At 62.0% G+C, this 22,149-nt stretch carries 23 protein-coding genes and 1 riboswitch; of the genes, 20 read left to right on the top strand and 3 right to left on the bottom strand.

Annotation, left to right across the window (positions count from 1 at the left end; genetic code table 11):
* Positions 1-16 precede the first annotated feature (16 nt).
* Entirely contained in the window at positions 17-1,222 is a 1,206-nt protein-coding gene (ftsY, locus tag LDN70_RS12565; RefSeq protein WP_223940461.1) for a signal recognition particle-docking protein FtsY, read from the top strand.
* Here ftsY and LDN70_RS12560 read toward each other — a convergent pair.
* Positions 1,215-2,453, bottom strand: coding sequence for an MFS transporter (locus tag LDN70_RS12560; protein WP_223940460.1), 1,239 nt, complete (start codon positions 2,451-2,453; stop codon positions 1,215-1,217). The genes ftsY and LDN70_RS12560 overlap by 8 nt on opposite strands.
* Positions 2,454-2,728: 275 nt before the next feature.
* Between LDN70_RS12560 and LDN70_RS12555 the strand changes: the two genes are divergently transcribed.
* The gene (locus LDN70_RS12555) at positions 2,729-4,063 is read left to right on the top strand and encodes an ammonium transporter (protein ID WP_142938762.1); all 1,335 of its coding nucleotides are present in this window, start codon (positions 2,729-2,731) and stop codon (positions 4,061-4,063) included.
* On the top strand, positions 4,060-4,398 hold the full coding sequence (locus LDN70_RS12550; RefSeq protein ID WP_011775128.1) for a P-II family nitrogen regulator: 339 nt from the start codon (positions 4,060-4,062) through the stop codon (positions 4,396-4,398). The genes LDN70_RS12555 and LDN70_RS12550 overlap by 4 nt, the downstream gene beginning before the upstream one ends.
* A gap of 89 nt (positions 4,399-4,487) precedes the next feature.
* On the opposite strand, the gene LDN70_RS12545 is transcribed toward LDN70_RS12550, so the two are convergent.
* Positions 4,488-5,888 (bottom strand): glucose-6-phosphate dehydrogenase, encoded by a 1,401-nt coding sequence (locus LDN70_RS12545; RefSeq protein WP_223940459.1) that lies wholly within the window; start codon positions 5,886-5,888, stop codon positions 4,488-4,490.
* A 168-nt stretch (positions 5,889-6,056) separates the two neighbouring features.
* Between LDN70_RS12545 and ffh the strand changes: the two genes are divergently transcribed.
* Entirely contained in the window at positions 6,057-7,637 is a 1,581-nt protein-coding gene (gene ffh / locus LDN70_RS12540) for a signal recognition particle protein (protein WP_142938764.1), read from the top strand.
* Between the two features lie 68 nt (positions 7,638-7,705).
* Complete coding sequence (locus LDN70_RS12535) at positions 7,706-8,428, top strand: alpha/beta fold hydrolase (protein ID WP_223940458.1); 723 nt, start codon at positions 7,706-7,708, stop codon at positions 8,426-8,428.
* Here LDN70_RS12535 and thiC read toward each other — a convergent pair.
* Complete coding sequence (gene thiC, locus LDN70_RS12530) at positions 8,411-10,249, bottom strand: phosphomethylpyrimidine synthase ThiC (protein WP_502773744.1); 1,839 nt, start codon at positions 10,247-10,249, stop codon at positions 8,411-8,413. The genes LDN70_RS12535 and thiC overlap by 18 nt on opposite strands.
* Positions 10,245-10,352, bottom strand: a riboswitch (TPP riboswitch). Its footprint overlaps the gene before it by 5 nt.
* A gap of 83 nt (positions 10,353-10,435) precedes the next feature.
* On the opposite strand from thiC, the gene LDN70_RS12525 reads away from it, so the two are divergent.
* The 15 genes from LDN70_RS12525 to dprA all read left to right on the top strand — a co-directional run bounded on the left by LDN70_RS12525 (position 10,436) and on the right by dprA (position 22,112).
* Entirely contained in the window at positions 10,436-11,518 is a 1,083-nt protein-coding gene (locus LDN70_RS12525) for an amidohydrolase family protein (RefSeq protein WP_223940457.1), read from the top strand.
* A gap of 78 nt (positions 11,519-11,596) precedes the next feature.
* Positions 11,597-12,469: a VOC family protein gene (locus LDN70_RS12520; RefSeq protein WP_142938768.1), complete on the top strand. Its 873-nt coding sequence runs from the start codon at positions 11,597-11,599 to the stop codon at positions 12,467-12,469.
* Between the two features lie 90 nt (positions 12,470-12,559).
* The gene (locus LDN70_RS12515; RefSeq protein WP_142938910.1) at positions 12,560-13,012 is read left to right on the top strand and encodes a hypothetical protein; all 453 of its coding nucleotides are present in this window, start codon (positions 12,560-12,562) and stop codon (positions 13,010-13,012) included.
* 235 nt (positions 13,013-13,247) lie between these two features.
* On the top strand, positions 13,248-13,667 hold the full coding sequence (gene rpsP, locus LDN70_RS12510; RefSeq protein ID WP_017199647.1) for a 30S ribosomal protein S16: 420 nt from the start codon (positions 13,248-13,250) through the stop codon (positions 13,665-13,667).
* Between the two features lies 1 nt (position 13,668).
* A complete protein-coding gene (locus LDN70_RS12505; RefSeq protein WP_011775119.1) occupies positions 13,669-13,911 on the top strand; it encodes an RNA-binding protein in 243 nt (80 codons plus the stop codon).
* Positions 13,912-14,041: 130 nt separating this feature from the next.
* Positions 14,042-14,596, top strand: coding sequence for a ribosome maturation factor RimM (gene rimM, locus LDN70_RS12500; protein WP_223940456.1), 555 nt, complete (start codon positions 14,042-14,044; stop codon positions 14,594-14,596).
* Entirely contained in the window at positions 14,597-15,397 is an 801-nt protein-coding gene (gene trmD / locus LDN70_RS12495; RefSeq protein WP_223940455.1) for a tRNA (guanosine(37)-N1)-methyltransferase TrmD, read from the top strand. It abuts the gene before it with no gap.
* A gap of 265 nt (positions 15,398-15,662) precedes the next feature.
* Positions 15,663-16,016 (top strand): 50S ribosomal protein L19, encoded by a 354-nt coding sequence (gene rplS / locus LDN70_RS12490; RefSeq protein WP_014922079.1) that lies wholly within the window; start codon positions 15,663-15,665, stop codon positions 16,014-16,016.
* Between the two features lie 80 nt (positions 16,017-16,096).
* Complete coding sequence (gene lepB, locus LDN70_RS12485; protein ID WP_142938771.1) at positions 16,097-16,774, top strand: signal peptidase I; 678 nt, start codon at positions 16,097-16,099, stop codon at positions 16,772-16,774.
* Positions 16,775-17,641, top strand: a complete 867-nt coding sequence (gene lepB / locus LDN70_RS12480) for a signal peptidase I (protein ID WP_142938772.1) — start codon at positions 16,775-16,777, stop codon at positions 17,639-17,641.
* Between the two features lie 17 nt (positions 17,642-17,658).
* Complete coding sequence (rnhB, locus tag LDN70_RS12475; RefSeq protein WP_223942643.1) at positions 17,659-18,429, top strand: ribonuclease HII; 771 nt, start codon at positions 17,659-17,661, stop codon at positions 18,427-18,429.
* A gap of 66 nt (positions 18,430-18,495) precedes the next feature.
* Positions 18,496-18,840, top strand: coding sequence for a DUF2469 domain-containing protein (locus LDN70_RS12470; protein ID WP_018776202.1), 345 nt, complete (start codon positions 18,496-18,498; stop codon positions 18,838-18,840).
* A 110-nt stretch (positions 18,841-18,950) separates the two neighbouring features.
* On the top strand, positions 18,951-19,316 hold the full coding sequence (locus LDN70_RS12465) for a YraN family protein (RefSeq protein WP_142938912.1): 366 nt from the start codon (positions 18,951-18,953) through the stop codon (positions 19,314-19,316).
* Entirely contained in the window at positions 19,316-20,857 is a 1,542-nt protein-coding gene (locus LDN70_RS12460; protein ID WP_223940454.1) for a YifB family Mg chelatase-like AAA ATPase, read from the top strand. Before LDN70_RS12465 ends, LDN70_RS12460 begins: the two co-directional genes overlap by 1 nt.
* Positions 20,858-20,879: 22 nt before the next feature.
* Complete coding sequence (gene dprA, locus LDN70_RS12455) at positions 20,880-22,112, top strand: DNA-processing protein DprA (RefSeq protein WP_223940453.1); 1,233 nt, start codon at positions 20,880-20,882, stop codon at positions 22,110-22,112.
* The last annotated feature ends 37 nt before the right edge of the window (positions 22,113-22,149 follow it).

The following is a 22,149-nucleotide window of genomic DNA, read 5'->3' as shown; positions in this document are numbered from 1 at the left end:
ATGAGAAGGTAGGGGAGTGAACGATTTCCTACCCATAATTCTGTCCATTCTCGCTGCGCTCGTAGTGGTCGGCGGACTCGTGCCGGTACTGATGAAAGCCCGGAAGACCGGCGCAAAGTACCCCGGAACACGTGACGCGAACGATCCCGTCCAGTCATCGGCAGCAGGCGGCGGAACCCTTGTGGAGGACCGCCCGGATGCGGTGAAGGCTCCGGCCCCGACCTTCGACGGAACCGTTGCGGACACGGACGTCCCGGATGACGCCGCCGGGCTAGAGACCATCGCCATCGATACACCGGCGCCGGTGGAGGGTCGCCTGACCCGTCTTCGTGCCAGGTTGATCAAGTCCAACAACATCCTGGGCAAGGGCCTCCTCGCACTGTTGTCCGGCGACAAGATCGACGAGAACGTGTGGGACGAGGTAGAAGAGACCCTCCTGCTGGCCGATCTTGGAACCGAACCCACCATGCAGTTGGTCGACGCCCTGCGTGAGCGTGTCAAGGTTCTGGGCACCCGCAGCCCCGAAGACGTCAAGGCGATGCTCCGTGAAGAACTGATCAAACTGGTTGATCCAAGCATGGACCGTTCCTTGAATGTCGAGCGCAAGGGCGACCGCCCCGCCGTCGTGCTTGTTGTAGGCGTGAACGGCGTTGGTAAGACCACCACCGTGGGCAAGCTGGCACGTGTGTTGGTGGCTGAAGACAAAGATGTCCTTTTGGGCGCCGCTGATACTTTCCGTGCTGCTGCTGCCGAGCAGTTGGCCACCTGGGGACAGCGCGTGGGTGTGCCCACCGTCAAGTCCGACATCGACGGCGCCGACCCCGCGTCGGTGGCTTACGAAGCGGTGAAGGCCGGCATCGATCAGGAGGTCGATGTGGTCATGGTTGACACCGCAGGACGCCTGCAGAACAAAACCGGACTCATGGATGAGCTCGGCAAGGTCAAGCGGGTCATTGAGAAGCTGGCAGAAGTGGACGAGGTTCTGTTGGTCCTGGACGCCACCACCGGACAGAACGGACTCAATCAGGCACGCGTCTTTGCAGAGGTAGTGAACATCACCGGCATCGTTTTGACCAAGCTGGACGGAACGGCCAAGGGCGGCATCGTGGTGGCTATCCAGAAGTCTCTGGGAGTACCCGTGAAGCTCATTGGTTTGGGCGAAGGCCCGGACGATCTTGCACCGTTCGACGCCGAAAGCTTCGTGGACGCACTGCTCAACTAGCGTCGTGGCCGGCGGGGGAGTGCTTCGAAGGCTCCCGCGCCGGCAGCCATGCCGCCGCCGTAAGGAGGAGCACGCCTCCGGTGACGCCGAACGCCCATCCGTAGCCGAGGCGGTCAGCGAGGAGCCCGGCTACGATCGGACCGACGATCGCACCCGTGTCAGCGGCCATTTGGAAGATGGCCAGTACTTTCCCTCCCGAGCGTCCGCGGCCGATGACATCAGCGACAGCAGCCTGCTGCGCCGGGCCCAGCAAACCGGAACCGAAACCCGCCACTGCTGAGGCGATGAGGAATCCGGTGAGATCCGTGGTCAGTCCGATCACGCCGGTGGCTGCGCCCGTGATGAGCAGGCCGGGAATCAGCAGCGGCTTTCGCCCCCAAGCGTCCGCGAGCCGTCCACTGAACGTCAGGGCAAGGGCGTTGCCCACGGCAAAGATGGCCAGGGCCCAAGCGGCGGTCTCCGGCGCGGACTGCAGGACCGCAACGGCGAACAGCGGGATGGTGGCCATTCGGACGCCGAACGTCACCCAGCCGTTGCCAAAACTCGAGAAAATGGCGGCACGGTACGCGGAGTCCGCCAGTGCTTCCTTCACGGTCATTGCCGGGGCAGGCGCGGTGTCCTCGGCCGTGTTGCCTTCCCCGCTAAGCATGGTGCGTACCACCAAGGCAGCTACCAACAACGCTCCGGCGTAGGCAAGGAAGGGCACCCGGAGGCCAAAGCCTGCCAGCAAGCCGCCCACTACCGGCCCCAGGACGCTTCCAATCAGGAAAGCCGAGGCGTAAGCACCGGAGACCCGTCCCCGCCGTTCGGGTGGTGCGAGTCGGATGAGTAGTCCCATGGCGGCAACGGTAAACATCACCGAGCCGGCGCCGCCTAGCCCGCGGAAGATCAGCAGTTGCCAGTAGTCCTGGGCAAAGGCGCAAGCCGCCGTGGACACCGCTACGATCAGCAGGCCTGAGACGTAAACGTTCCGTTCGCCAAACCGTCCGATCAGGGCGCCCCCCGCCGGGGCGAAGACCAGCCTCATGAAGGCGAAGATGCTGACGATCACCGCGGCAGCTGTAGCGCCGACGTCGAACGTTGTGGCGAATTGCGGCAGAACCGGGGCCACCAGGCCAAAGCCCAAGGCAATGAGGAACGCTGCGGCCAACATCACTTTGATGTCGCGCGGAAGGGGAGTCTTGTCCGGCCTGATCCTTTGGGCTTTGACGGATCTGGGCGACTCGGTCATACGGTGCTGGTCCTTCGGTGGGATTCACGGTGGTATTTCTGGGGCAAATGAGGTGCATGTGGTGCCAAACCGGATTTTTCCGGTGAAGTCCGACGCCTGAAACATATCCGTAACACCGGGGATATGCACCATTTACGTTGGGGAGGTTGTTGTAACGAGCCCGCAATGTAAAACCTGCGCAGGTGAAACACGGCGGCACAAAACTCTTAAGCAGGACGCAAACGGCGTCAGGACAGCGGTTGAACCGCAGATCTAGCAAGAGAGGAACGTGCACCATGGAACTTACCGCAGGTCACGTATGGGTCATGGTGGCGGCGGCGCTTGTGCTGTTCATGACACCTGGTCTGGCATTTTTCTACGGCGGCATGACACGCGCCAAGGCAGCCCTGAACATGATGATGATGAGCTTCATCTCCATCGGCATTGTGGGCGTCGTCTGGGTGCTCTGGGGTGCTTCGATGAGCTCCGGCGAAGGCTTCATGCAGATTGTGGGTAACCCCTTTGCTGCCTTCGGTCTTGCCGGGGTGGAAACCACACCCGACGCCATGATCAAGATTGGTTACGCGGCAACCTTTGCCATCATCACGGTAGCCCTTATCAGCGGCGCGATTGCTGACCGCGCCAAGTTCGGCGCCTGGAGCATCTTTGTCCCTGTATGGGTCACCCTGGTTTACTGCCCGCTGGCCTACATGGTCTGGGGTGGCGGGTTGTTCGGTCCCGAAGGTGCGATCGGCAAGGCCCTCGGCCCGGCCATTGACTTTGCCGGCGGCACCGTAGTTCACATCAACGCAGGTGTAGCGGCACTTGTCCTGGTACTCATCATCGGCAACCGCCGCGGCTTCGGTAAGGACCCGAACCACCGCCCGCACAACATCCCGTTCGTGATGCTCGGTGCTGCAATCCTCTGGTTCGGCTGGTTCGGTTTCAATGGCGGCGCAGCTACAACCGCTGAACAAGCGGGCCTGATTTGGATCAATACCCTGGCGGCCCCTGCAGCAGCCATGATCGGCTGGCTCATCACCGAACGCATCCGTGACGGCCACCCGACGTCGCTCGGCGCGGCATCCGGTGTGGTTGCCGGCCTGGTAGCTATCACCCCGGCCTGCGCAAACGTGGACCCCATTGGCGCCCTCGGCCTGGGTGTAGTTGCCGGTGTTGCTTCCGCCCTGGCAGTCGGCCTGAAGTTCCGTTGGGGCTTCGATGACTCCCTGGACGTTGTAGGCGTCCACCTCGTTTCCGGCATCATCGGCACCGTGGCCCTTGGCTTCATCGCCAAGTCCACTGACGGCGTGGGTGGTGGCCTCTTCTACGGCGGCGGCATGGCACAGATGTGGGCACAGCTCGCAGCAGCCGGTATTGCGATTGCCTTCTCGGCCATCATGACGGCCATCATTGCCTTCGCCATCCACAAGACCATGGGCTTCCGTGTCTCCACTGAGCAGGAAAACGTTGGCGTGGACCTCAGCCTCCACGCTGAGACGGCCTACGAGTTCGGAGTCAATGGCCACGGTGGCAGCTTCCAGCCGTTGCACAATGCAATGACAGGTAAGGCAGACACGGCAGCAGACGCCAAGACCCCCGCAGAAGGCAAGGAGAGTGTCCAGGCATGAAGCTCATCACAGCGATCGTCCGTCCCGAAAAGCTTGAAGCAGTCCGGGAAGGCCTCGAATCATACGGGGTCCAGGGCCTGACGGTCAGCGCGGCAAGCGGCTACGGCCGTCAGCGCGGCTACACCGAGGTGTACCGGGGAGCCGAGTACAACGTGGATTTGTTGCCGAAGATCCGCATCGAGGTCCTTGCCACGGATGAGCAGGCAGATGACATCCTGGATGTCCTCATCGCCAGCTCAAACACAGGCCGCGCCGGTGACGGCAAGGTGTGGACCGTGGATGTTTACGAAGCAGTCAGGGTCAGGACCGGGGAGCGCGGCGCAGCCGCAATCTAAGTCCCTGACGCAGCAAAGCGGGCCGGGTACCAGTCAAGGTACCCGGCCCGCTTGTGCTGTTAACGCTGTCTTGGATGTGCCATCAGTCTTTAGTCCACGACGCCGGTGGGCCAGTTCGCCGGCCCCGCGCTGCCGGCGTCGTACTCGTCCAGCGGGACGTGGCCTGCCTCCCAGGCACGGAGGACCGGCTCGATGATCCGCCAGCAGTCCTCCGCGGTGTCGCCTCGAACAGACAGCAAGGGGTCGCCGTTCAGGATGCCTTCCAGCACCTCACCGTAAGGGAGCATTCCGGCTGCGCTGAGCTGCGCCACCAGACTTGCCCGGTCCAGCGTGAAAATGTCGCCGGGTCCGTTGACGTCGATGTCGAATTCCAGCACGTCGGGTCCGAAACCGATCCGCAGCTGGTTGGGGGAGTCCACGCCTGAGAATCCCTTCGGAAGGTGGGGGACAGGGCGGAAGGTGATCACAGCTTCCTTGCGTCGGCGTCCCAGGGCCTTGCCCGAGCGAAGGATGAACGGAACACCCTTCCACCGCCAGTTGTCGATCTCCACCCGGACTTCGGCCAGGGTTTCGGTATTGCGGGAAGGGTCTACACCCTCTTCGGCAGCGTAATCCGGAACTGTCCGTTCGCCGAGTGTTCCCGCCGTGTAGCGGGCGCGGCCAGTGGATTCGCTGTACGGAGCTTTGATGCTGCTGGCCCGCAGGACGGTTGCCACGGCGTCACGCAGGTCCCGTTCCTCGATGGTGGCCGGGGCGTCGATCGCCAGGAATGCCATGATGTGCAGCAGATGGCTCTGGATCATGTCCCGCAGGGCGCCGGCAGTGTCGTAATACCGGGCCCGGCCCTCCAGTGCCAGGTCCTCATCAAAAATGACCTCCACCTTTTCTATGTGGTCCCGGTTCCAGACGGGCTCCAGGAACCTGTTGGCGAAGCGTAGTCCCAGGACGTTCAGTACAGTGGCTTTACCCAGGAAGTGGTCCACACGGTGGATGTGGTCCTCGGGAACCAGCTCAGCAAGTGTTTTATTGAGCTCGTGCGCAGATTCTGATCCCGAGCCAAATGGCTTTTCCATCACCAGGCGCGTTCCAGGGGGTAGCTGATCCCGGTGGAGGACCTCGCAGGCCTTTTGGCTGACGTGCGGGGGCAGAGCGAAGTAGATGGCAATGGGCCCCTCCAGCTGCGCGAGCAGGTCCGCCAAGGGGCCGTCGGCGGTGACATCCACCTGATGGTATTCAGTGCTGGAGGCGACAGCAGCCACGTCAGCGCGCCCCTCGGCATCGGCGGTAGCTGACGCCGCAGCGAAGGCGCCATTGACCCGCTCCTGCCACTGTTCGGGGGACCAGGGGTCAGAACCCGCCCCCACCAATCGCAGGCCGGGCGCCCGGCCGGTAGCCAGGAGTCCGGCCAGGCCGGGCAGAAGCAGCCGGCCCGTCAGGTCCCCGGACGCGCCGAGGATGAGCAACGTTTTTACAGTTGTTTTGCTGGTCACTGTGCCAGCATGCCATCTTGCAGGTGCGACTTGGTACCCTAGATAGTCGAGTCCCGTAGTCGAAACAGAATTGTTGGCTGAGGCAGGTTTGCCGGGGCAAGAATGATCAGGACTATGGCGTGCCGCATTGGCCGCCATTCGTAGACCATCGAAAGAAGTGCACGGCGCGTGTTCAATTCACTCTCTGACCGGTTGACAGCAACCTTCAAGAACCTTCGTGGCAAGGGCCGCCTCACCGAGGCTGACGTCGATGCCACAGTTCGTGAAATTCGCCGTGCCTTGCTGGATGCGGACGTTGCAGTTTCCGTGGTCCGCGAGTTCACAGGCCGCATCCGCGAACGTGCCCTCGGCGCCGAAGTCTCGGGAGCGTTGAACCCGAGCCAGCAGATCGTCAAGATCGTCAACGAGGAACTCAAGGAGATCCTCGGCGGCGAAACGCGCCGTATTCGTTTGGCCAAGACCGGCCCCACCATCATCATGCTCGCCGGCCTCCAGGGTGCCGGTAAGACCACTCTTGCAGGCAAGCTATCCAAGTGGCTCAAGTCCCAGGGCCACAGCCCCATGCTGGTGGCTTGTGATCTCCAGCGCCCCAATGCCGTGACCCAGCTCCAAGTGGTGGGACAGCGCGCGGGCGTCCCGGTGTTCGCTCCGCACCCCGGTGCAACGTCCGAGCTCGAGCACCCTGCGGGCGACCCCGTAGCCGTCGCCAAGGCCGGTGTTGAGGAAGCACGTCAGAAGTTGCACGACGTCGTGATTGTTGACACCGCCGGTCGTCTCGGCGTCGACGCCGAGATGATGGATCAGGCCCGCCGCATCCGTCAGGCGATCATCCCCAACGAAGTTCTCTTCGTTATCGACTCCATGATTGGCCAGGACGCCGTTAACACGGCGATGGCCTTCGATGAAGGCGTTAACTTCACGGGCATCGTTCTGTCCAAGCTCGACGGCGACGCCCGCGGCGGTGCCGCGCTTTCGGTCGCGTCCGTCACTGGTAAGCCGGTGATGTTTGCCTCCACCGGTGAAGGCCTGGATGATTTCGAGCTCTTCCACCCGGACCGTATGGCTTCCCGCATCCTGGACATGGGCGACGTCCTCACCCTGATTGAACAGGCCGAGAGGTCGTGGGACAAAGACGAAGCCGCCCGGATGGCGAAGAAGTTCGCTGATCAGGAAGACTTCACCCTGGACGACTTCCTCGCCCAGATGCAGCAAATCCGCAACATGGGCTCCATGAAGAAGATGCTCATGATGATGCCGGGTGCGCAGAACATCCGTCAGCAGCTGGAGAACTTCGACGAAAAAGAGATCGACCGCGTTGAGGCGATCGTCCGCTCCATGACTCCGCATGAGCGTGTTGCTCCGAAGATCATCAACGGCTCACGCCGTGCCCGTATCGCCAGGGGTTCCGGTGTGCACGTGTCCGAGGTCAATGGCCTGTTGGAGCGGTTCGCGCAGGCCCAGAAGATGATGAAGAAGCTCGCTCAGGGCGGCGGCATGCCGGGTATGCCCGGGATGCCTGGTCTCGGTGGTCCTGGCGGCGGGCGCAAAAACGGGAAGAACGCCCCTAAGAAGAAGGCTCGTTCGGGCAACCCCGCAAAGGCGGCACAGGAACTGCGTGACGCTGAGGCCAAGCGGGCCAACGCGGCCTCGGCAGCACCCACGGGCGCGGCTTTTGGACAGGGTGCCGCGGACTTCGATCCGTCGTCCCTGAATCTCCCCAAGGGCTTCGACAAGTTCCTCGGAAAGTAAGTAGTGCTTCCCAAGGAGCCGGGATTTCCGGCCCTTGGGATGTCAGAGCCGTGGAATAGGCTGAACCAATGCATAAGCAGCGCGTAGTCTTCGTTCACGGCCTGGGCAGTTTCGGTGCTGCGGCATGGCCGAAGCAACATGGCATGGCCCTCGCTTATGATGCCCTCTTCCTTCGGCGGCACGGCTTTGATGCCGTCGCCGAACCAACGGAATCCAATGTGGCGGCGGACGTTGCCATTGTGATCAATGCCTTGATTGACTCCGGTGGAGGCCACATCGTGGCACACGAGCAAGGCGCCATCTCCGCCATGCTGGCAGCAATCGAACGCCCCGAGCTGGTGCATTCACTCACTTTGGTGGAGCCAGCATGTTTGTCCCTGACTGCTGAGCTTCCGGCTACGGGTTCCCACCGGGCACTCATGGAACCGCTGTTCGACGCCCGCACGCAGCTCAATGACGCCGATTACCAGCGTGAATATTTCCGCCGTGCTTTCTCTGCTGAAACGGGTGGGCTGGACACTGCGGAAGCCCGGCGTTCCGCCCGCAGGCTCAGGCTCCAGGCGCCACCATGGGAGGCCCCGCTCCACATTGTTCCCGGGGTTCCCACTTTGGTTCTCACCGGCGGATGGGAGCCGCTTTACGAGGAAATTGCCGGCTACCTCCAGGAAACCGGTGCCCTCCGCCGCGTGGCAGCGGGCGGACACCGGCCCCAGGATTCCGTTGATGGCGACCAGGCTATCCGCTCGTTCATCGCGGATGTGGGCCGGGCGATGTCAGTTCAGGCCTCCTGACCTGCTGCCTTGGTTCGCGGGGACGTGAAGCTCCGGCAGGTACACCTTTCCCCCTGAAGCCAGGAACTCCTCGCTCTTTTCGCGCATCCCGTTATACATTCCTGCGATTGCAGCCTGGGATTCTGCCGAACCGTATTCGTCGCGGATGTCCTGGCTGATGCGCATCGAACAGAACTTAGGTCCGCACATGGAGCAGAAATGAGCGGTTTTTGCCGGTTCTGCCGGCAGCGTCTCGTCGTGGAAAGCTTCTGCGGTGACAGGGTCCAGGGACAAGGCGAACTGGTCCCTCCAGCGGAACTCGAACCGCGCCTTGGACAGCGCATCATCACGTTCATGAGCTCCCGGATGTCCCTTGGCGAGGTCAGCCGCGTGCGCCGCGATTTTGTACGTGATGACGCCAGTCTTGACGTCATCCTTGTTGGGCAGCCCCAAGTGCTCCTTCGGAGTCACGTAACAGAGCATCGCGGTGCCGTAGCGTGCAATTTCCGTGGCGCCGATGGCCGAGGTGATGTGGTCATAGCCGGGGGCGATGTCGGTAACCAGTGGACCCAAGGTGTAGAACGGCGCACCCTTGCACAGTTCCTGCTGGCGCTCAACATTCTCCCGCACCAGGTGGAAGGGAATATGCCCGGGGCCTTCCACCATCACCTGGACGTCGAACTCCCACGCCCGCTGCGTCAGCTCTGCGAGGGTGTCCAACTCGGCGAACTGCGCGGCGTCGTTTGCGTCCGCAATGGAACCGGGACGCAGCCCGTCTCCCAAGGAGAACGCGACATCGTACCGGGCAAAGATTTCGCAGAGCTCGTCAAAGTGCGTGTAAAGAAAGTTCTCCCTGTGGTGCGCCAGACACCAACCGGCCATGATGGACCCGCCGCGCGAAACGATGCCCGTGACCCGGTTGGCGGTCAACGGCACGTACCTCAGCAAAACGCCCGCATGGATGGTCATATAGTCCACGCCTTGCTCGCATTGCTCAATGACGGTATCGCGGAAGATTTCCCACGTCAGCTTGTTGGCCTCGCCGTTAACCTTTTCAAGGGCCTGATAGATAGGGACTGTTCCGATCGGGACAGGTGAGTTGCGGATGATCCATTCACGCGTCGTGTGGATGTCGTCCCCCGTGGAGAGATCCATCACCGTGTCAGCGCCCCACTTGGCAGCCCACTGCAGCTTGTCCACTTCCTCGGCGATGGAGCTGGTGACCGCTGAGTTTCCGATGTTGGCGTTGATCTTGACCAGGAAAGCTTTGCCGATGATCATTGGTTCGGATTCGGGGTGGTTGATGTTGTTCGGGATGATCGCCCTTCCCGCGGCAACTTCGCTGCGGACGAGTTCAACATCGCAGTTCTCCCGCAAGGCGACGAACTGCATTTCAGGAGTTACTACTCCCTGCTTCGCGTAGTACATCTGCGTGACAGTCCTACCTTCCACGGCGCGGCGCGGCACGGGTTGCGCGCCCTTCCACTCCGCTGACGCTGCCCCACGCCGGACCGCGGACTTGCCGTCGTCGAGCAGGCTCCGCTGCCGACCGGAATAGGCTTCCGTATCTCCGCGGGCTTCGATCCACGGTGCACGGAACGGCTCCAACCCCACCACCGGATCGCTGCCCGGGCCTGCTGTTCGGTAAACCTGCAAAGGTGGATTGGCTTGCCCGTTGGGGGAGGGCTCCAAGGCGATCGCGGTGACGGGGACGCGTATGCCGTTGTCCGGATCTTCCAGCCACGCCAACGAGTGGGACTGCAACGATTGCGTGACGGACTGTTTTTGGTCCATGCCGAACTGATTTTGGACAGGGCTGTGCTGTGTTTCTGCGGTGCTCAAGGGAATACTCACTTCCTTCGCCGGCATTACCCGGACAGGTTCAACGGTCGCAGACTGCATCAGTCCGATCTCAGCCCCTGCAAGGGCTCCCGTGTGGTCGTAGACGAAGCTACCACAGCTACGAACCACCGCCCAGTCACATGGTGGGAACCGGCTCTGCCATGCCACCCCGGCTACGCTTTTGCCATGGCCAACATCATCGAATTCAGTGGACCCGTGCTCGTCTCGGCGGACGAAGAGCGCCAGGGGCTATGGTCAGTGGACGGCACCTTGACGTTCCAGCGTCCCGCTTCTGCGCCGGACAGAGTGCTGGACGGTTGGGTCCTGCCGGGTTTGGTTGACGCTCACTGCCATGTCGGACTCGGTGTTGGAGGAGCCGTTGATGAGCACGCCACGCTGGCCCAAGCCCAAGCAGACCTCGACGCCGGGACGCTGTTAATCCGCGATTGCGGATCGCCCTCGGACACCCGCTGGGTACAGCAGCGATCGGACTTGCCCCGCTTGATCCGTTCAGGCCGGCATATTGCGCGGAGCCGGCGGTACCTCCGCGGCCTGGGGCATGAAATTGAGCCCGCTGAACTGGTTGAGACCGTACGAAAGGAAGCCCGGGACGGCGATGGCTGGGTGAAACTAGTGGGCGATTGGATAGATCGCGACGTCGGTGACCTCGCGGTTTCCTTCCCGGCCAGGACCGTGAAGGATGCCATCTCAGCGGCGCATGATGAAGGTGCCAGGGTCACGGCTCACTGTTTCGCTGAGGACACCATTGACGACATGCTCGATGCCAATATCGATTGCATTGAGCACGCTACCGGTCTCCTCCCGAGGCACCTTCCCCGCTTGGTGGAGCAGTCGGTGCCGATTGTTCCAACGTTGGTCAATATCGCTACCTTTCCCGATATTGCCGCGCAGGCAGAGCCAAAGTTTCCGAAGTACGCGGACCACATGCTGCGTCTGTGGGAGCGTCGCCATGAGCGTGTGTTGTCGGCCTTCGAAGCGGGGGTTTCGATCTATGCCGGGACTGATGCCGGCAGCGTCATCAGGCACGGCCGGATTGCGGAGGAGATGAAGGAACTGCACGACGCCGGCCTTCCGCCGGCGGCGGTCCTGAACGCCGCATCCTGGGGTGCCCGTGCGTGGCTGGGAGCCGAGGGCATCAGTGAAGGGGCCAGCGCCGACGTCGTGCTCTGCAGTGAGGATCCGCGGCGTCAGCTGCGGACTATGGACGAACTCCGGCACATCGTGATTCGAGGGAACGTCGTGCGTTAGGAATAAATTGAAGCTTCAAGTAATTTAGATAGGTAAGAAGGTGCCGATAAGCGGCCACCTCGGAACCGGGAGCTTCACATGACCTCATCATCCAGCCAGGATCTTCTGCCTGCCGAACTCACCATGGGCACCGTCATGCTCAAGGTGGGCGACATGAAGGTCATGAGTGACTACTACCAGCGGGCCCTTGGCCTGGACGTGGTGGCCGAGCAAGACGGCGGGCTGTATTTGGGGCGTGTCGGCAAGCCGGTCGTCCACCTCGCTCCCGCGGCTGGCCTGCAGATTCCGGGTCGGGGCGAAGCCGGCCTGTTCCACACGGCCATTCTGTTCGAGGACCAGCCCTCATTGGCCGCCACCATTGCCACGGCAGCCGAATACGAACCCCGCGCGTTCGCAGGCAGCGCCGATCATTTGGTCAGTGAAGCGTTCTACTTCACCGACCCCGAAGGCAACGGCATTGAGCTGTACTACGACAAGCCCCGTGACCTCTGGAAGTGGGATGGCAAGAACGTTGTCATGGACAACGTTGCTCTCCCGCCGCAGCGATTCCTGCAGCAGCACCTGAGTGAAGCTGCCGTGACCGGGCAGCGTGAGTCGGCGGCCGGCGTCGGGCACGTTCACCTGCAGGTGGGTGACGTGGAGACCGCGCAAAAGTTCTACGTTGAAACCCTGGGCTTCGAGCGCACCGCAGGCTGGCACGGCCAGGCGCTTTTCGTCTCCGCGGGCGGCTACCACCACCACATGGCCATGAACGTCTGGAACAGCCGTGGAGCGGGCCCGCGAAAGGACACGCTGGGCCTGGGGGAGGTCCTGATTCAAGTCCCCGGCGCCGATGACGTGGCCGCGCTTGCTGATCGCCTCAAGGTTGCCGGTGTGCAGAGCCACCATACCGGTGCCGAGCTGCGCTTTGATGATCCTTGGCGGAACAAGCTGCGCGTCACCGTGCGCTGAGGACCAGTCCGCGCCCCCGGCTGCACTAGGCTTGGCATGACGGCACGGAACCTCCGGGATCCTGTGCCGCCGCCCCGTCAGCACGAAGGAATGAGAGTACTTTCCATGGGCTTTGCCGAAGTTTTTGTAGCCACCCACGATGAAGCGCTCAAGCGGGCTGCAGCCTTGGAGAAGGGTGCAGGTGTAACCGGCCCGGCCGTTCGGATTGACGGCATCACCGATTTCGAAGTCGAACAACTGGGCGACCTCGCAGGACAGGCTGTTCACGCCGCCGGAGCTGACTACGAGCTTGCCCTGGTTGACGTCACAAGCGACGCCCTCCTGGGTGTCCCTGAAGCCATGGTGCGGGCCCTTGCCGAACTGCTCACCTATGAGAGCGAAGGCGACGCCAACGTTCTTGACGACGTTGCCGCTGCATGGGCTGAACAGGACGATATGCCTTTCGATGCCGCGCAATCGCGCCAGTATGTCCAGCAGTTGGCTGCCCTCGCGACGGACGTCGAGAAGGCGGAGCGCGCCGGGCTTTACGTCTGGTCCGAATGACGCCCCTGTTCGCTTGAGGCTGCAGCATTAACCGCGGGAGTGGGCAAGAACACGCCGGGTAGGGGGACCGGAGTCGTATTTGCTCCGGGCATCTGGCACAATAGACAGGTACTCGATCGGTGCGGCCCCTCTCTCCGTGCTCGTATCTTGTCCTTCGAACCGTCTAGTACGGCCCGCCCCACGGGTGCAGAACGTCGGGTTCAACCTCGTTTCAGAAACAGGAGTGACCACAAAAGTGGCCGTAAAGATTCGCCTTAAGCGCTTCGGTAAGATGCGCGCACCGTACTACCGCATCGTCGTCATGGATGCCCGCGCCAAGCGCGATGGCCGTGCCATTGAAGAAATCGGCAAGTACCACCCCACCGAAGAGCCGTCGTACATCGAGGTCGCTTCCGAGCGTGCCCAGTACTGGCTTTCCGTTGGTGCCCAGCCCACCGAGCAGGTTGCGGCGATCCTCAAGATCACCGGTGACTGGCAGAAGTTCAAGGGCCTGCCGGGCCAGGAAGGCACCCTGAAGACCAAAGCTCCGAAGGAAGCTTTCGTAGCCCCGGAGAAGGGTTCCGTTATCATTCCGGAAGCCATCACCAAGAAGGCCAAGAAGGACGAAGCCGAAGCTCCGGCCGAGGCTGAAGCAGAGACCACCGAGGCTGAGTAAGTTGCTGGCAGAAGCGCTCGAGCACTTGGTCCGTGGGATCGTTGACAGCCCTGAGGATGTCAAGGTCAGTGCCAAGAACAACCGCCGCGGGGAATCCCTCGAGGTGCGAGTTCACCAGGAGGACCTCGGACGGGTGATCGGCCGACAGGGACGCACCGCGCGTGCATTGCGCACGGTGGTTGCAGCCCTGGCCGGTGGCGAGCAGGTCAGGGTCGACGTCGTCGACACCGACCGTCGCCGGTAACGCGCTCAGCACTACTTGTCTTAGATCCGGCCCCTTCACCGAATATGGTGGAGGGGCCGGATTGCTTTATCCACAATTTCCTGTCTTTGCCGCCGCGCGGCGCAGGCACTATAAGAATTCAGAGGAACCCATGCAGCTCCAGGTGGCCCGGATCGGCAAACCGCACGGTATTCGCGGCGAGGTAACGGTGCAGGTACTCACCGACGCGCCTTCCGAGCGTTTCGTCGCTGGAACCGAGTTCGTTGTGGAGCCCGCCTCCGCTGGCCCATTGACCATCCGCAGTGCCCGGTGGAATAAGGACATCCTCCTGCTTGGCTTCGAAGAAATTGCCGACCGCAATGCTGCCGAGGTCATCCGGGGAGCGAAGCTCTTCATCGAAACCGAGGAACTCGACGACGAAGACGACGACGAGGGCTGGTACGAGCATGAGCTGGTTGGCCTGGAGGCCCGCGTTGGCTCGCAGGTAGTGGGCAAAGTAGCTGCTCTCACCACCCTTCCAGTCCAGGACCTGCTGACGGTCGAGGCTGCCGATGGCAAGGAAATCCTCATTCCCTTCGTCGATGAAATCGTTCCCGAGGTCAACGTCGAGGAAGGCTACATCCTCATCACCCCACCATCAGGCCTGTTTGAGATCAACGACGAGAACGTCAAGGAGCCCAAGGATGGCGCCGGGGATGATGCCTAAATGAGGATCGATGTTGTCAGCATTTTTCCTGAGTACCTCGCCCCGCTGGAGCTCTCGCTCATAGGCAAGGCCCGGCAGGACGGGTTGCTGGAGCTGAACGTCCACGATCTGCGCACGTACACGACGGACAGGCACCGGACGGTGGATGACACCCCGTATGGTGGCGGCGCCGGTATGGTCATGAAACCTGAACCGTGGGCGCAGGCCCTGGAATCAGTCGCAACCGTCCGCGAAGGCTCACAACCGGTGCTGATAGTTCCGTCGCCGGCAGGGGAGAAGTTCAACCAAGCCCTGGCGTATGAGCTCGCCGAAGAGCAACACCTGGTCTTCGCCTGTGGCCGATATGAAGGCATTGACGAACGCGTCATCGAGTGGGCCCAGGATCATTTCACCGTCCGGCCTGTCAGCCTCGGCGACTACGTCCTCAACGGCGGTGAAGTGGCAGTGTTGGCCATGGTTGAAGCCATTGGACGCCTTCTTCCAGGGGTGGTTGGCAATCCGGAATCGCTGGTTGAGGAATCCCACTCGGATGGCCTTTTGGAGTATCCCGTGTACACCAAGCCCTCAGCGTGGCGGGACCACGACGTCCCTCCGATCCTGCTCAGCGGCAACCACGGCAAGATTGCCCAGTGGCGGCGCCATGAGCAATTCCGCCGGACGGCGGAGCGCAGGCCGGATCTTATGGAAGGTTTCGACGCCGGCGGGTTGAGTCGCGCGGACCGGCAGGCCCTCGCGGAGCTCGGGTACGACGTCGTCGATGGGCGCCTGCGTGCCAAGCCCGGCGGCAACGCCGGGAACTAAGTCACGTCCCGCCGTCGAAAGGTGCGGGGCGCCGGGCGGTTGGCCGGATGGCAGCACATATGGCAGAATTAACCCTTGTGTCTGCTGGGCTGACACCTGCCACAGGGGGAGTTCAGCCAACAGTCGGACAACCCGGTGACGCCAATCAGTGGCGGAACCGGACACTAAGAAACTTCGGCGGAGATTTCCGGTAGGCCTTTGTGCCCCGGGCTTGTCCGCCGTAACCCAAAGTGAATGACCTGTGGCGTTCACCAGGAGTGGATTAATGCATATCCTCGATAGCGTAGATGCAGCCTCGCTGCGTAACGATGTTCCTGAGTTCCGCGCGGGCGACACCCTCAAGGTTCACGTCAACATCATCGAAGGCAAGAACTCCCGTGTTCAGGTATTCCAGGGCTTCGTCCTGGGCCGCCAGGGCGATGGCGTTCGCGAAACCTTCACCGTGCGCAAGGTTTCCTTCGGTGTCGGCGTAGAGCGTACCTTCCCGGTACACTCCCCGATCATCGACAAGATCGAGGTCGTCACCAAGGGTGACGTCCGCCGCGCCAAGCTTTACTACATGCGCGCACTGCGCGGTAAGGCTGCGAAGATCAAGGAAAAGCGCGACTTCGCCAAGTAAGTCCTCCGACTTACGTAAGGGGTCCAGGATTCGTGCCCGGTTGTTCCGGAGCAATCCGCAACGCAACAGGGATACGAGTCATGGACACATCAGAACGCCAGCCCCGGAAACAGGGCTGGCGTTTTGTTTTGCTCGCACTAGTGCTGGCCGTTGCGATCAGCGGCCTGGTCCGGTCCTTGTGGCTGGATGTGTACTACATTCCCTCCGAATCCATGGAACCCCTTCTTGAAGAAGGGGACCGGATCCTGGTCTCTCGGACGGCCTTCGCCTCTGAACCGATTCGCCGCGGGGACATTGTGGTTTTCGACGGCCGCGGTTCCTTCGACCCCCTGAGCAGCGGACAGGGTCCTTTTGTTGATGCGGTGTCCGCCGCCAGCCAATGGTTTGGGCTCACCGGCAGCGACACCACGTACGTGAAGCGTGTCATAGGGGTGGGCGGCGACCACGTCCAGTGCTGCGACACGGCAGGGCACCTCACGGTGAATGGTCAGGTTCTTGAGGAACCCTATCTGTATCCCGGGGACGAGCCCAGCAAACAGAAGTTCGACGTCGTGGTCCCTGATGGTCGCCTCTGGCTCATGGGTGACCACCGTTCACGTTCCGCTGACTCGCGCGGGCTGCTGGGTGCCCCGGGTGGCGGCATGGTTCCCGTGGATCGGGTTGTAGGCCGACCGGTCCGGATCGTCTGGCCACTTGATAGATTTGCAGAGATGCCTCGCTCAGAGCAGGCCGAAACACCACCGAAGAACGGACAGTAAATGCCGGACAAAGCTCCAGAGAACCCCGAGCGTTACGACGACGACGCCCGGCTCTCGGATGGAACGGCCAGTGCCGCCGGCACGGCTGAGTCCCGCCCGGATGACGACGTGACGCCTCGGCCCGAAGAATCGGACGGGCCTCGTGCCAGGGACTCCGAAGGAGGCTCCCACGCAGCCGAGAAACCACGCAAAAACCCCGTGCTTGTGTGGGTCAAGGAAATCGTCACCGTTGTGGCGATTGCGCTGGTGCTGTCCTTCCTGCTCAAGACTTTCCTGTTCAGGGCGTTTTACATCCCCTCCGAGTCCATGGAAAGCACGTTGGACGTCAATGACCGCATCTTCATCAACCTCCTGGTGCCAGGGCCCTTCGACCTCGAACGCGGGGATGTTGTGGTGTTCAGGGACGCTCAGGCTTGGTTGCCGCCAGTAGCCACGAAGCCGGCCGGACCCATGGACTGGGTGGGAGACGGCCTGGAATTCGTCGGCCTGGCTCCTGACAACAATGATCAGCACCTGGTCAAGCGCATCATCGGGCTCCCGGGGGACCGGGTGTCCTGTTGTGATGCAGAAGGCAGGCTTTCCATCAACGGTGTGCCTGTGAACGAGACTTACATCAATCCGGCCGAGGTGCCGCAGCCGAAGCCCTTCGATATTGTTGTTCCGGAAGGAAAAGTTTGGGTGATGGGGGATAACCGCAACCACTCCGAGGATTCCCGGATGCATCAGGAAGTCAACGGCGGATTTATCAACATCGAGGATGTTGAAGGTAAAGCCACCGTTATTGCCTGGCCGATCAACCGATGGACCATCCTCGATAACTATCAGGACGTTTTCCGTGACGTCCCTGACGGCACCCCGGCTAAGTAAGGCACTTGGGCACAGCAATGGCATCAACGGCTACCGGCTCCAAGGTCAAGGCGCAGAGTAGGACACAGAGCAAGGCAACGGCTAAATCCACTAAGAAGGCCAAGAGCCCTGTGGGTGTCCCCACCCTCGATGTCGAACGGTCTTTCTTATCCTCCGGCGTCCGTTTGCTCGCAGGAGTGGACGAGGTTGGGCGGGGAGCCTTGGCCGGACCGGTCAGCGTTGGCATTGCCGTAGTAGACCTTGCCGAGCATGGCCTGCTGGCTGACGTCAAGGACAGCAAGCTGCTCAAACCCGAGGATCGGGACAGACTGGAGCCTCTTGTTCGACAGTGGGCTGCGGCCTCCGCCGTCGGGCATGCATCGTCCCGGGAGATTGACGAAATCGGCATCATCGCCGCCTTGCGGCTGGCCGGAACCCGTGCTTGGTTTGAAATCCTTGAAGGCGGCATCACTCCGGATGTTGTGCTGTTGGACGGCAGCCACAATTGGCTTTCGCCGGACGTTCAGGCCTCGCTCTTCGACAGTCCCGACCCCGGCCCTTGGTGCGAGGCGCCAGTGCATACCAGGATCAAAGCGGATATGAGTTGTCTCAGTGTTGCCGCCGCCAGTGTCCTGGCCAAAGTTGCCCGCGACCGGATTATGGTGGACCTGCATTCGGAAATTCCCTCCTATGGCTGGAACGTCAATAAGGGTTACGCCACTTCCGCTCACCGTGAAGTCATTCGCTCGCAAGGCCCCAGTGCCCATCACCGGACCAGCTGGAACCTCACCGGTCCTGATCTGGCCTGATGCCTCAGACCCACGCCGCCATCCCATGTGGCGCTTGCTGCCCGGCTGATAGTGCAAGATGGAACTATGAGCGCCGAGGACCTTGAGAACTATGAAACCGATATGGAGCTTCAGCTCTACCGCGAGTACCGGGATGTTGTCGGTCTGTTCAGCTACGTAGTGGAAACCGAGCGGCGTTTCTATCTGGCCAACCACGTGGACCTTCAGGCCCGCAGTGCGGACGGGGAAGTCTACTTTGACCTCACGCTTCAGGACGCCTGGGTCTGGGACGTTTACCGCTCTGCCCGCTTCGTCAAGAATGTTCGCGTGATCACGTTCAAGGACGTCAACGTAGAGGAACTGCCGCGGAGCGAGGACCTGGCTTTGCCGAAGGATGGCGGTCTTGGGGACCTTGGGGATCTCGGAAACTAATCAGGCGCTCCTCAGTATTCCTCCACAGCACTGACTTCCGCAGGTTTACCCACATAGCTAATTGACACCCTGCCGCCGCACCACGCCAGCCTGAAAACTGGTGCTTGGAGGTGGTGGTCATGAGAGCAAAAGACCTGCTTGGCCGTAACGGTGAAGCATTGGCGGCAGATTTTCTGGAGAACCAGGGAATGCGGATCGTCGATCGCAATTGGCGGTGCCCGGACGGTGAGATCGACATCGTGGCGATCGAGGGCGACATCTTGGTTGTTGCCGAAGTAAAGACCCGGAAGAGCCTGGACTACGGTCATCCTTTTGAGGCGGTGGGTGCCGCCAAGCTCGCGCGTCTTCATCGTCTCTCGTTGTCGTGGTGCCGCGAGCATGATCTTGCTGCTCTGCGCACGCGGATTGATGTTGTTTCCGTCATTGACAGCGGCGTCGGTGAACCGCAACTTGAGCACTTGCGCGGTGTCGGCTGATGGGGGTCGGGCGCAGCTACTGCGTTGCCTTGGTGGGGCTCAACGGTTACATCGTGGAGGTAGAAGCTGACATTGGCCAAACGCTCCCGAACTTCGTCATCCTGGGGTTACCAGATGCCGCTCTGAATGAGGCTAAGGAGCGTATTCGTTCGGCCGCTCAAAACTCGGGAATTCCCCTCAGCCGGCGTAAGATCACGGCCAACCTCATTCCCGCTTCTCTTCCCAAGCGAGGCTCTGGATTTGATCTCGCCATCACCATGGCGGTGCTCCGTGCTGCCGACGATATCCGCGAAATTGGCGGAACCGTGTTTATTGCAGAGCTCGGGCTTGATGGACGATTGAGGCCGGTACGTGGCATCCTCCCTGCCGTCATGGCGGCTGTTCAGGCGGGTTACCCGGACGTCGTGGTGGCTGACGCCAACGCTGAGGAAGCGGCGCTGGTCCCCGGAGCGAAGGTTCGCGGCTACAAGACCCTTGCCCGGCTTGCCTACGACTTCGGCGCGGATCCCAAAGACCTCGCCCTCGACTACAGCCCTGTTGACGCCGATGTGCCTGCGGATGACGCGGGCCACGTCCCGTTGATGCCGGATCTCTGTGACGTGTCGGGCCAAGGCGAGGCAAGGCGCGCCTTGGAGGTAGCCGCTGCCGGCGGCCACCACATGTTACTGACAGGACCCCCGGGGGCAGGAAAAACAATGTTGGCAGAGCGCTTGCCGGGCCTGCTCCCGGACTTGGCCGACACAGCGGCCATGGAGGTGACCGCCATCCACTCGTTGGCTGCTGTCCAGTCGGCAGCTGTCAGGCTCATCCGCAGGCCTCCCTTTGAAAGTCCCCACCACAGTGCCACCGCGGCCGCCATCATCGGCGGAGGCTCGGGGCTTCCCAGGCCCGGTGCCGCTTCGCGGGCTCATCGCGGCGTCTTGTTCCTGGACGAGGCTCCGGAGTATGAACGCCGAGTCCTGGATGCCCTCAGGCAACCTCTGGAGAGCGGGGAGCTGGTCATACACCGCTCGGCGGGCACGGCGGCGTACCCCGCCAGGTTTCAGCTGGTACTCGCCGCAAATCCCTGCCCATGCGGCAAAGCCTCAGGGAAAGGCATGGACTGTACGTGCACGGCAATGATGCGCCGGAGATATTTCGGGCGGATCTCCGGGCCTCTGCTGGACCGCGTGGATATCCAGTTACAGGTTGAGCGGGTGTCTTTGGCTGACTTTGGCCATGCCGGCGAGGAAGAAGACACACGCGCTGTCGCTGCACGGGTGTTGGCGGCCAGGGAGAGGCAACTTGAGCGTTTGATGGAGATGGGGCTCGAGACCAATTCGCAGGTGCCGGGGCGCACCCTTCGGGGTGAGCTGCGGCTGGCCCCAGGGACCACCCGGATTCTGGACACTGCACTCGAACGGGGCACCCTCACTGCACGCGGCTACGATCGCGTCCTCCGGCTGGCATGGACGCTGGCAGATCTGGGGCACAGGGATGCGCCGGACATCGACCACATTGGTCAGGCTTTGGGCTTGCGCCAAGCTGCGACTGCCACATGAGTCATCAAGCTGCCACCGGCACATGAGTAAAAGAGACGCGAAAGGATTCACAGCCATGGCTGGTGCAGGGAAGCAAGAGAGAGAACGAATTGCCAGGGCGGCATTGGCCAGGCTCATGGAGCCGCAGGACTCTGTAGGCCTGGCACTGGTGCAGGCAGTAGGTGCAATAGATGCTCTGGGTGTCGCAACCGGTGAACTGCGCGCAGGGCCAAACCTCGAGCGGGAGATCTCAGGGCTGTTGATGGAAGGAGGCGGACCTTCGTCATGGGCAGGGCTACCGGCGAGCCTTCGACGATGGGCACCCCGAATTGCTGATCTCGCGCCGGACCGGGACCTGGAAACCATGAACAGGCTGGGAGGGCGGTTGATCGTCCCGGGCGATGAGCTATGGCCCGAACAATTGGAAGGCTTGGGACTCCAGGAACCTCTTTGCCTGTGGTGGCGGGGAGGGGAACAGCCTCTGCCGTCTGTCGGGCAGGCCATTGCCCTGGTTGGATCGCGGGACAGCACCAGCTATGGAGCCTCCGTCACGGGCGACTTCGCCTACGGCCTGGCGCAGCGCGGATTTACCGTGGTCTCCGGCGGGGCCTATGGCATTGACGCCCATGCCCACCGTGGGGCTTTGAGAGGCGGCGTTGCCAGTGTGCCCACTATCGCCGTCATGGCGGGAGGTGTGGACCGCTTCTACCCATCCGGCAACGAAGACCTTCTCCGGGCCGTGTCCACTCAGGGGGCTGTCCTGTCAGAGGTCCCTCCCGGGTCCGCACCCACCAGGTACAGGTTCCTGCAACGGAACCGGATCATCGCAGCCTTGGCATCAGTAACCGTGGTCGTGGAGGCCCGATGGAGATCGGGAGCCCTCAACACGGCCCATCATGCCGAAACCATCGGAAGGGTTGTTGCCGCTGTCCCCGGATCCATTCACAGCGCCAACTCCGCAGGCTGCCACCGTCTCCTCAGGGACGGCGGAGCCGTCTGTGTCACCGACGTCGGGGAGATTGCAGAGCTTGCCGGCGCCATCGGCGAGAGCACAAGTGAGGGACGGGCCTCCGACACCTCCGTGCATGACGGCTTGTCCTTGGAAGATCTCATTCTCCTGGATGCCTTGCCGCTCCGATCCACCAGCTCGGTGGAGAAGCTGACTGTGGTGGCTGGACTGAGCACGGATGCTGTGCGCGCTGGCCTTGGCCGGCTGGGCCTGATGGGTTTGGCCTGCTCCGAACGGGGTGCGTGGAAACGGGCCAAGACGTCCTAGCCCTGCAAAGGAAGCATGTTGATACTCCTTGTTTGCG

The sequence above is a fragment of the Arthrobacter sp. StoSoilB22 genome, from assembly GCF_019977315.1.
Classification (GTDB): Bacteria; Actinomycetota; Actinomycetes; order Actinomycetales; family Micrococcaceae; genus Arthrobacter.
Note: the sequence above shows the minus strand (reverse complement) of the source record. Positions and strands in the feature narration are given on the sequence as shown.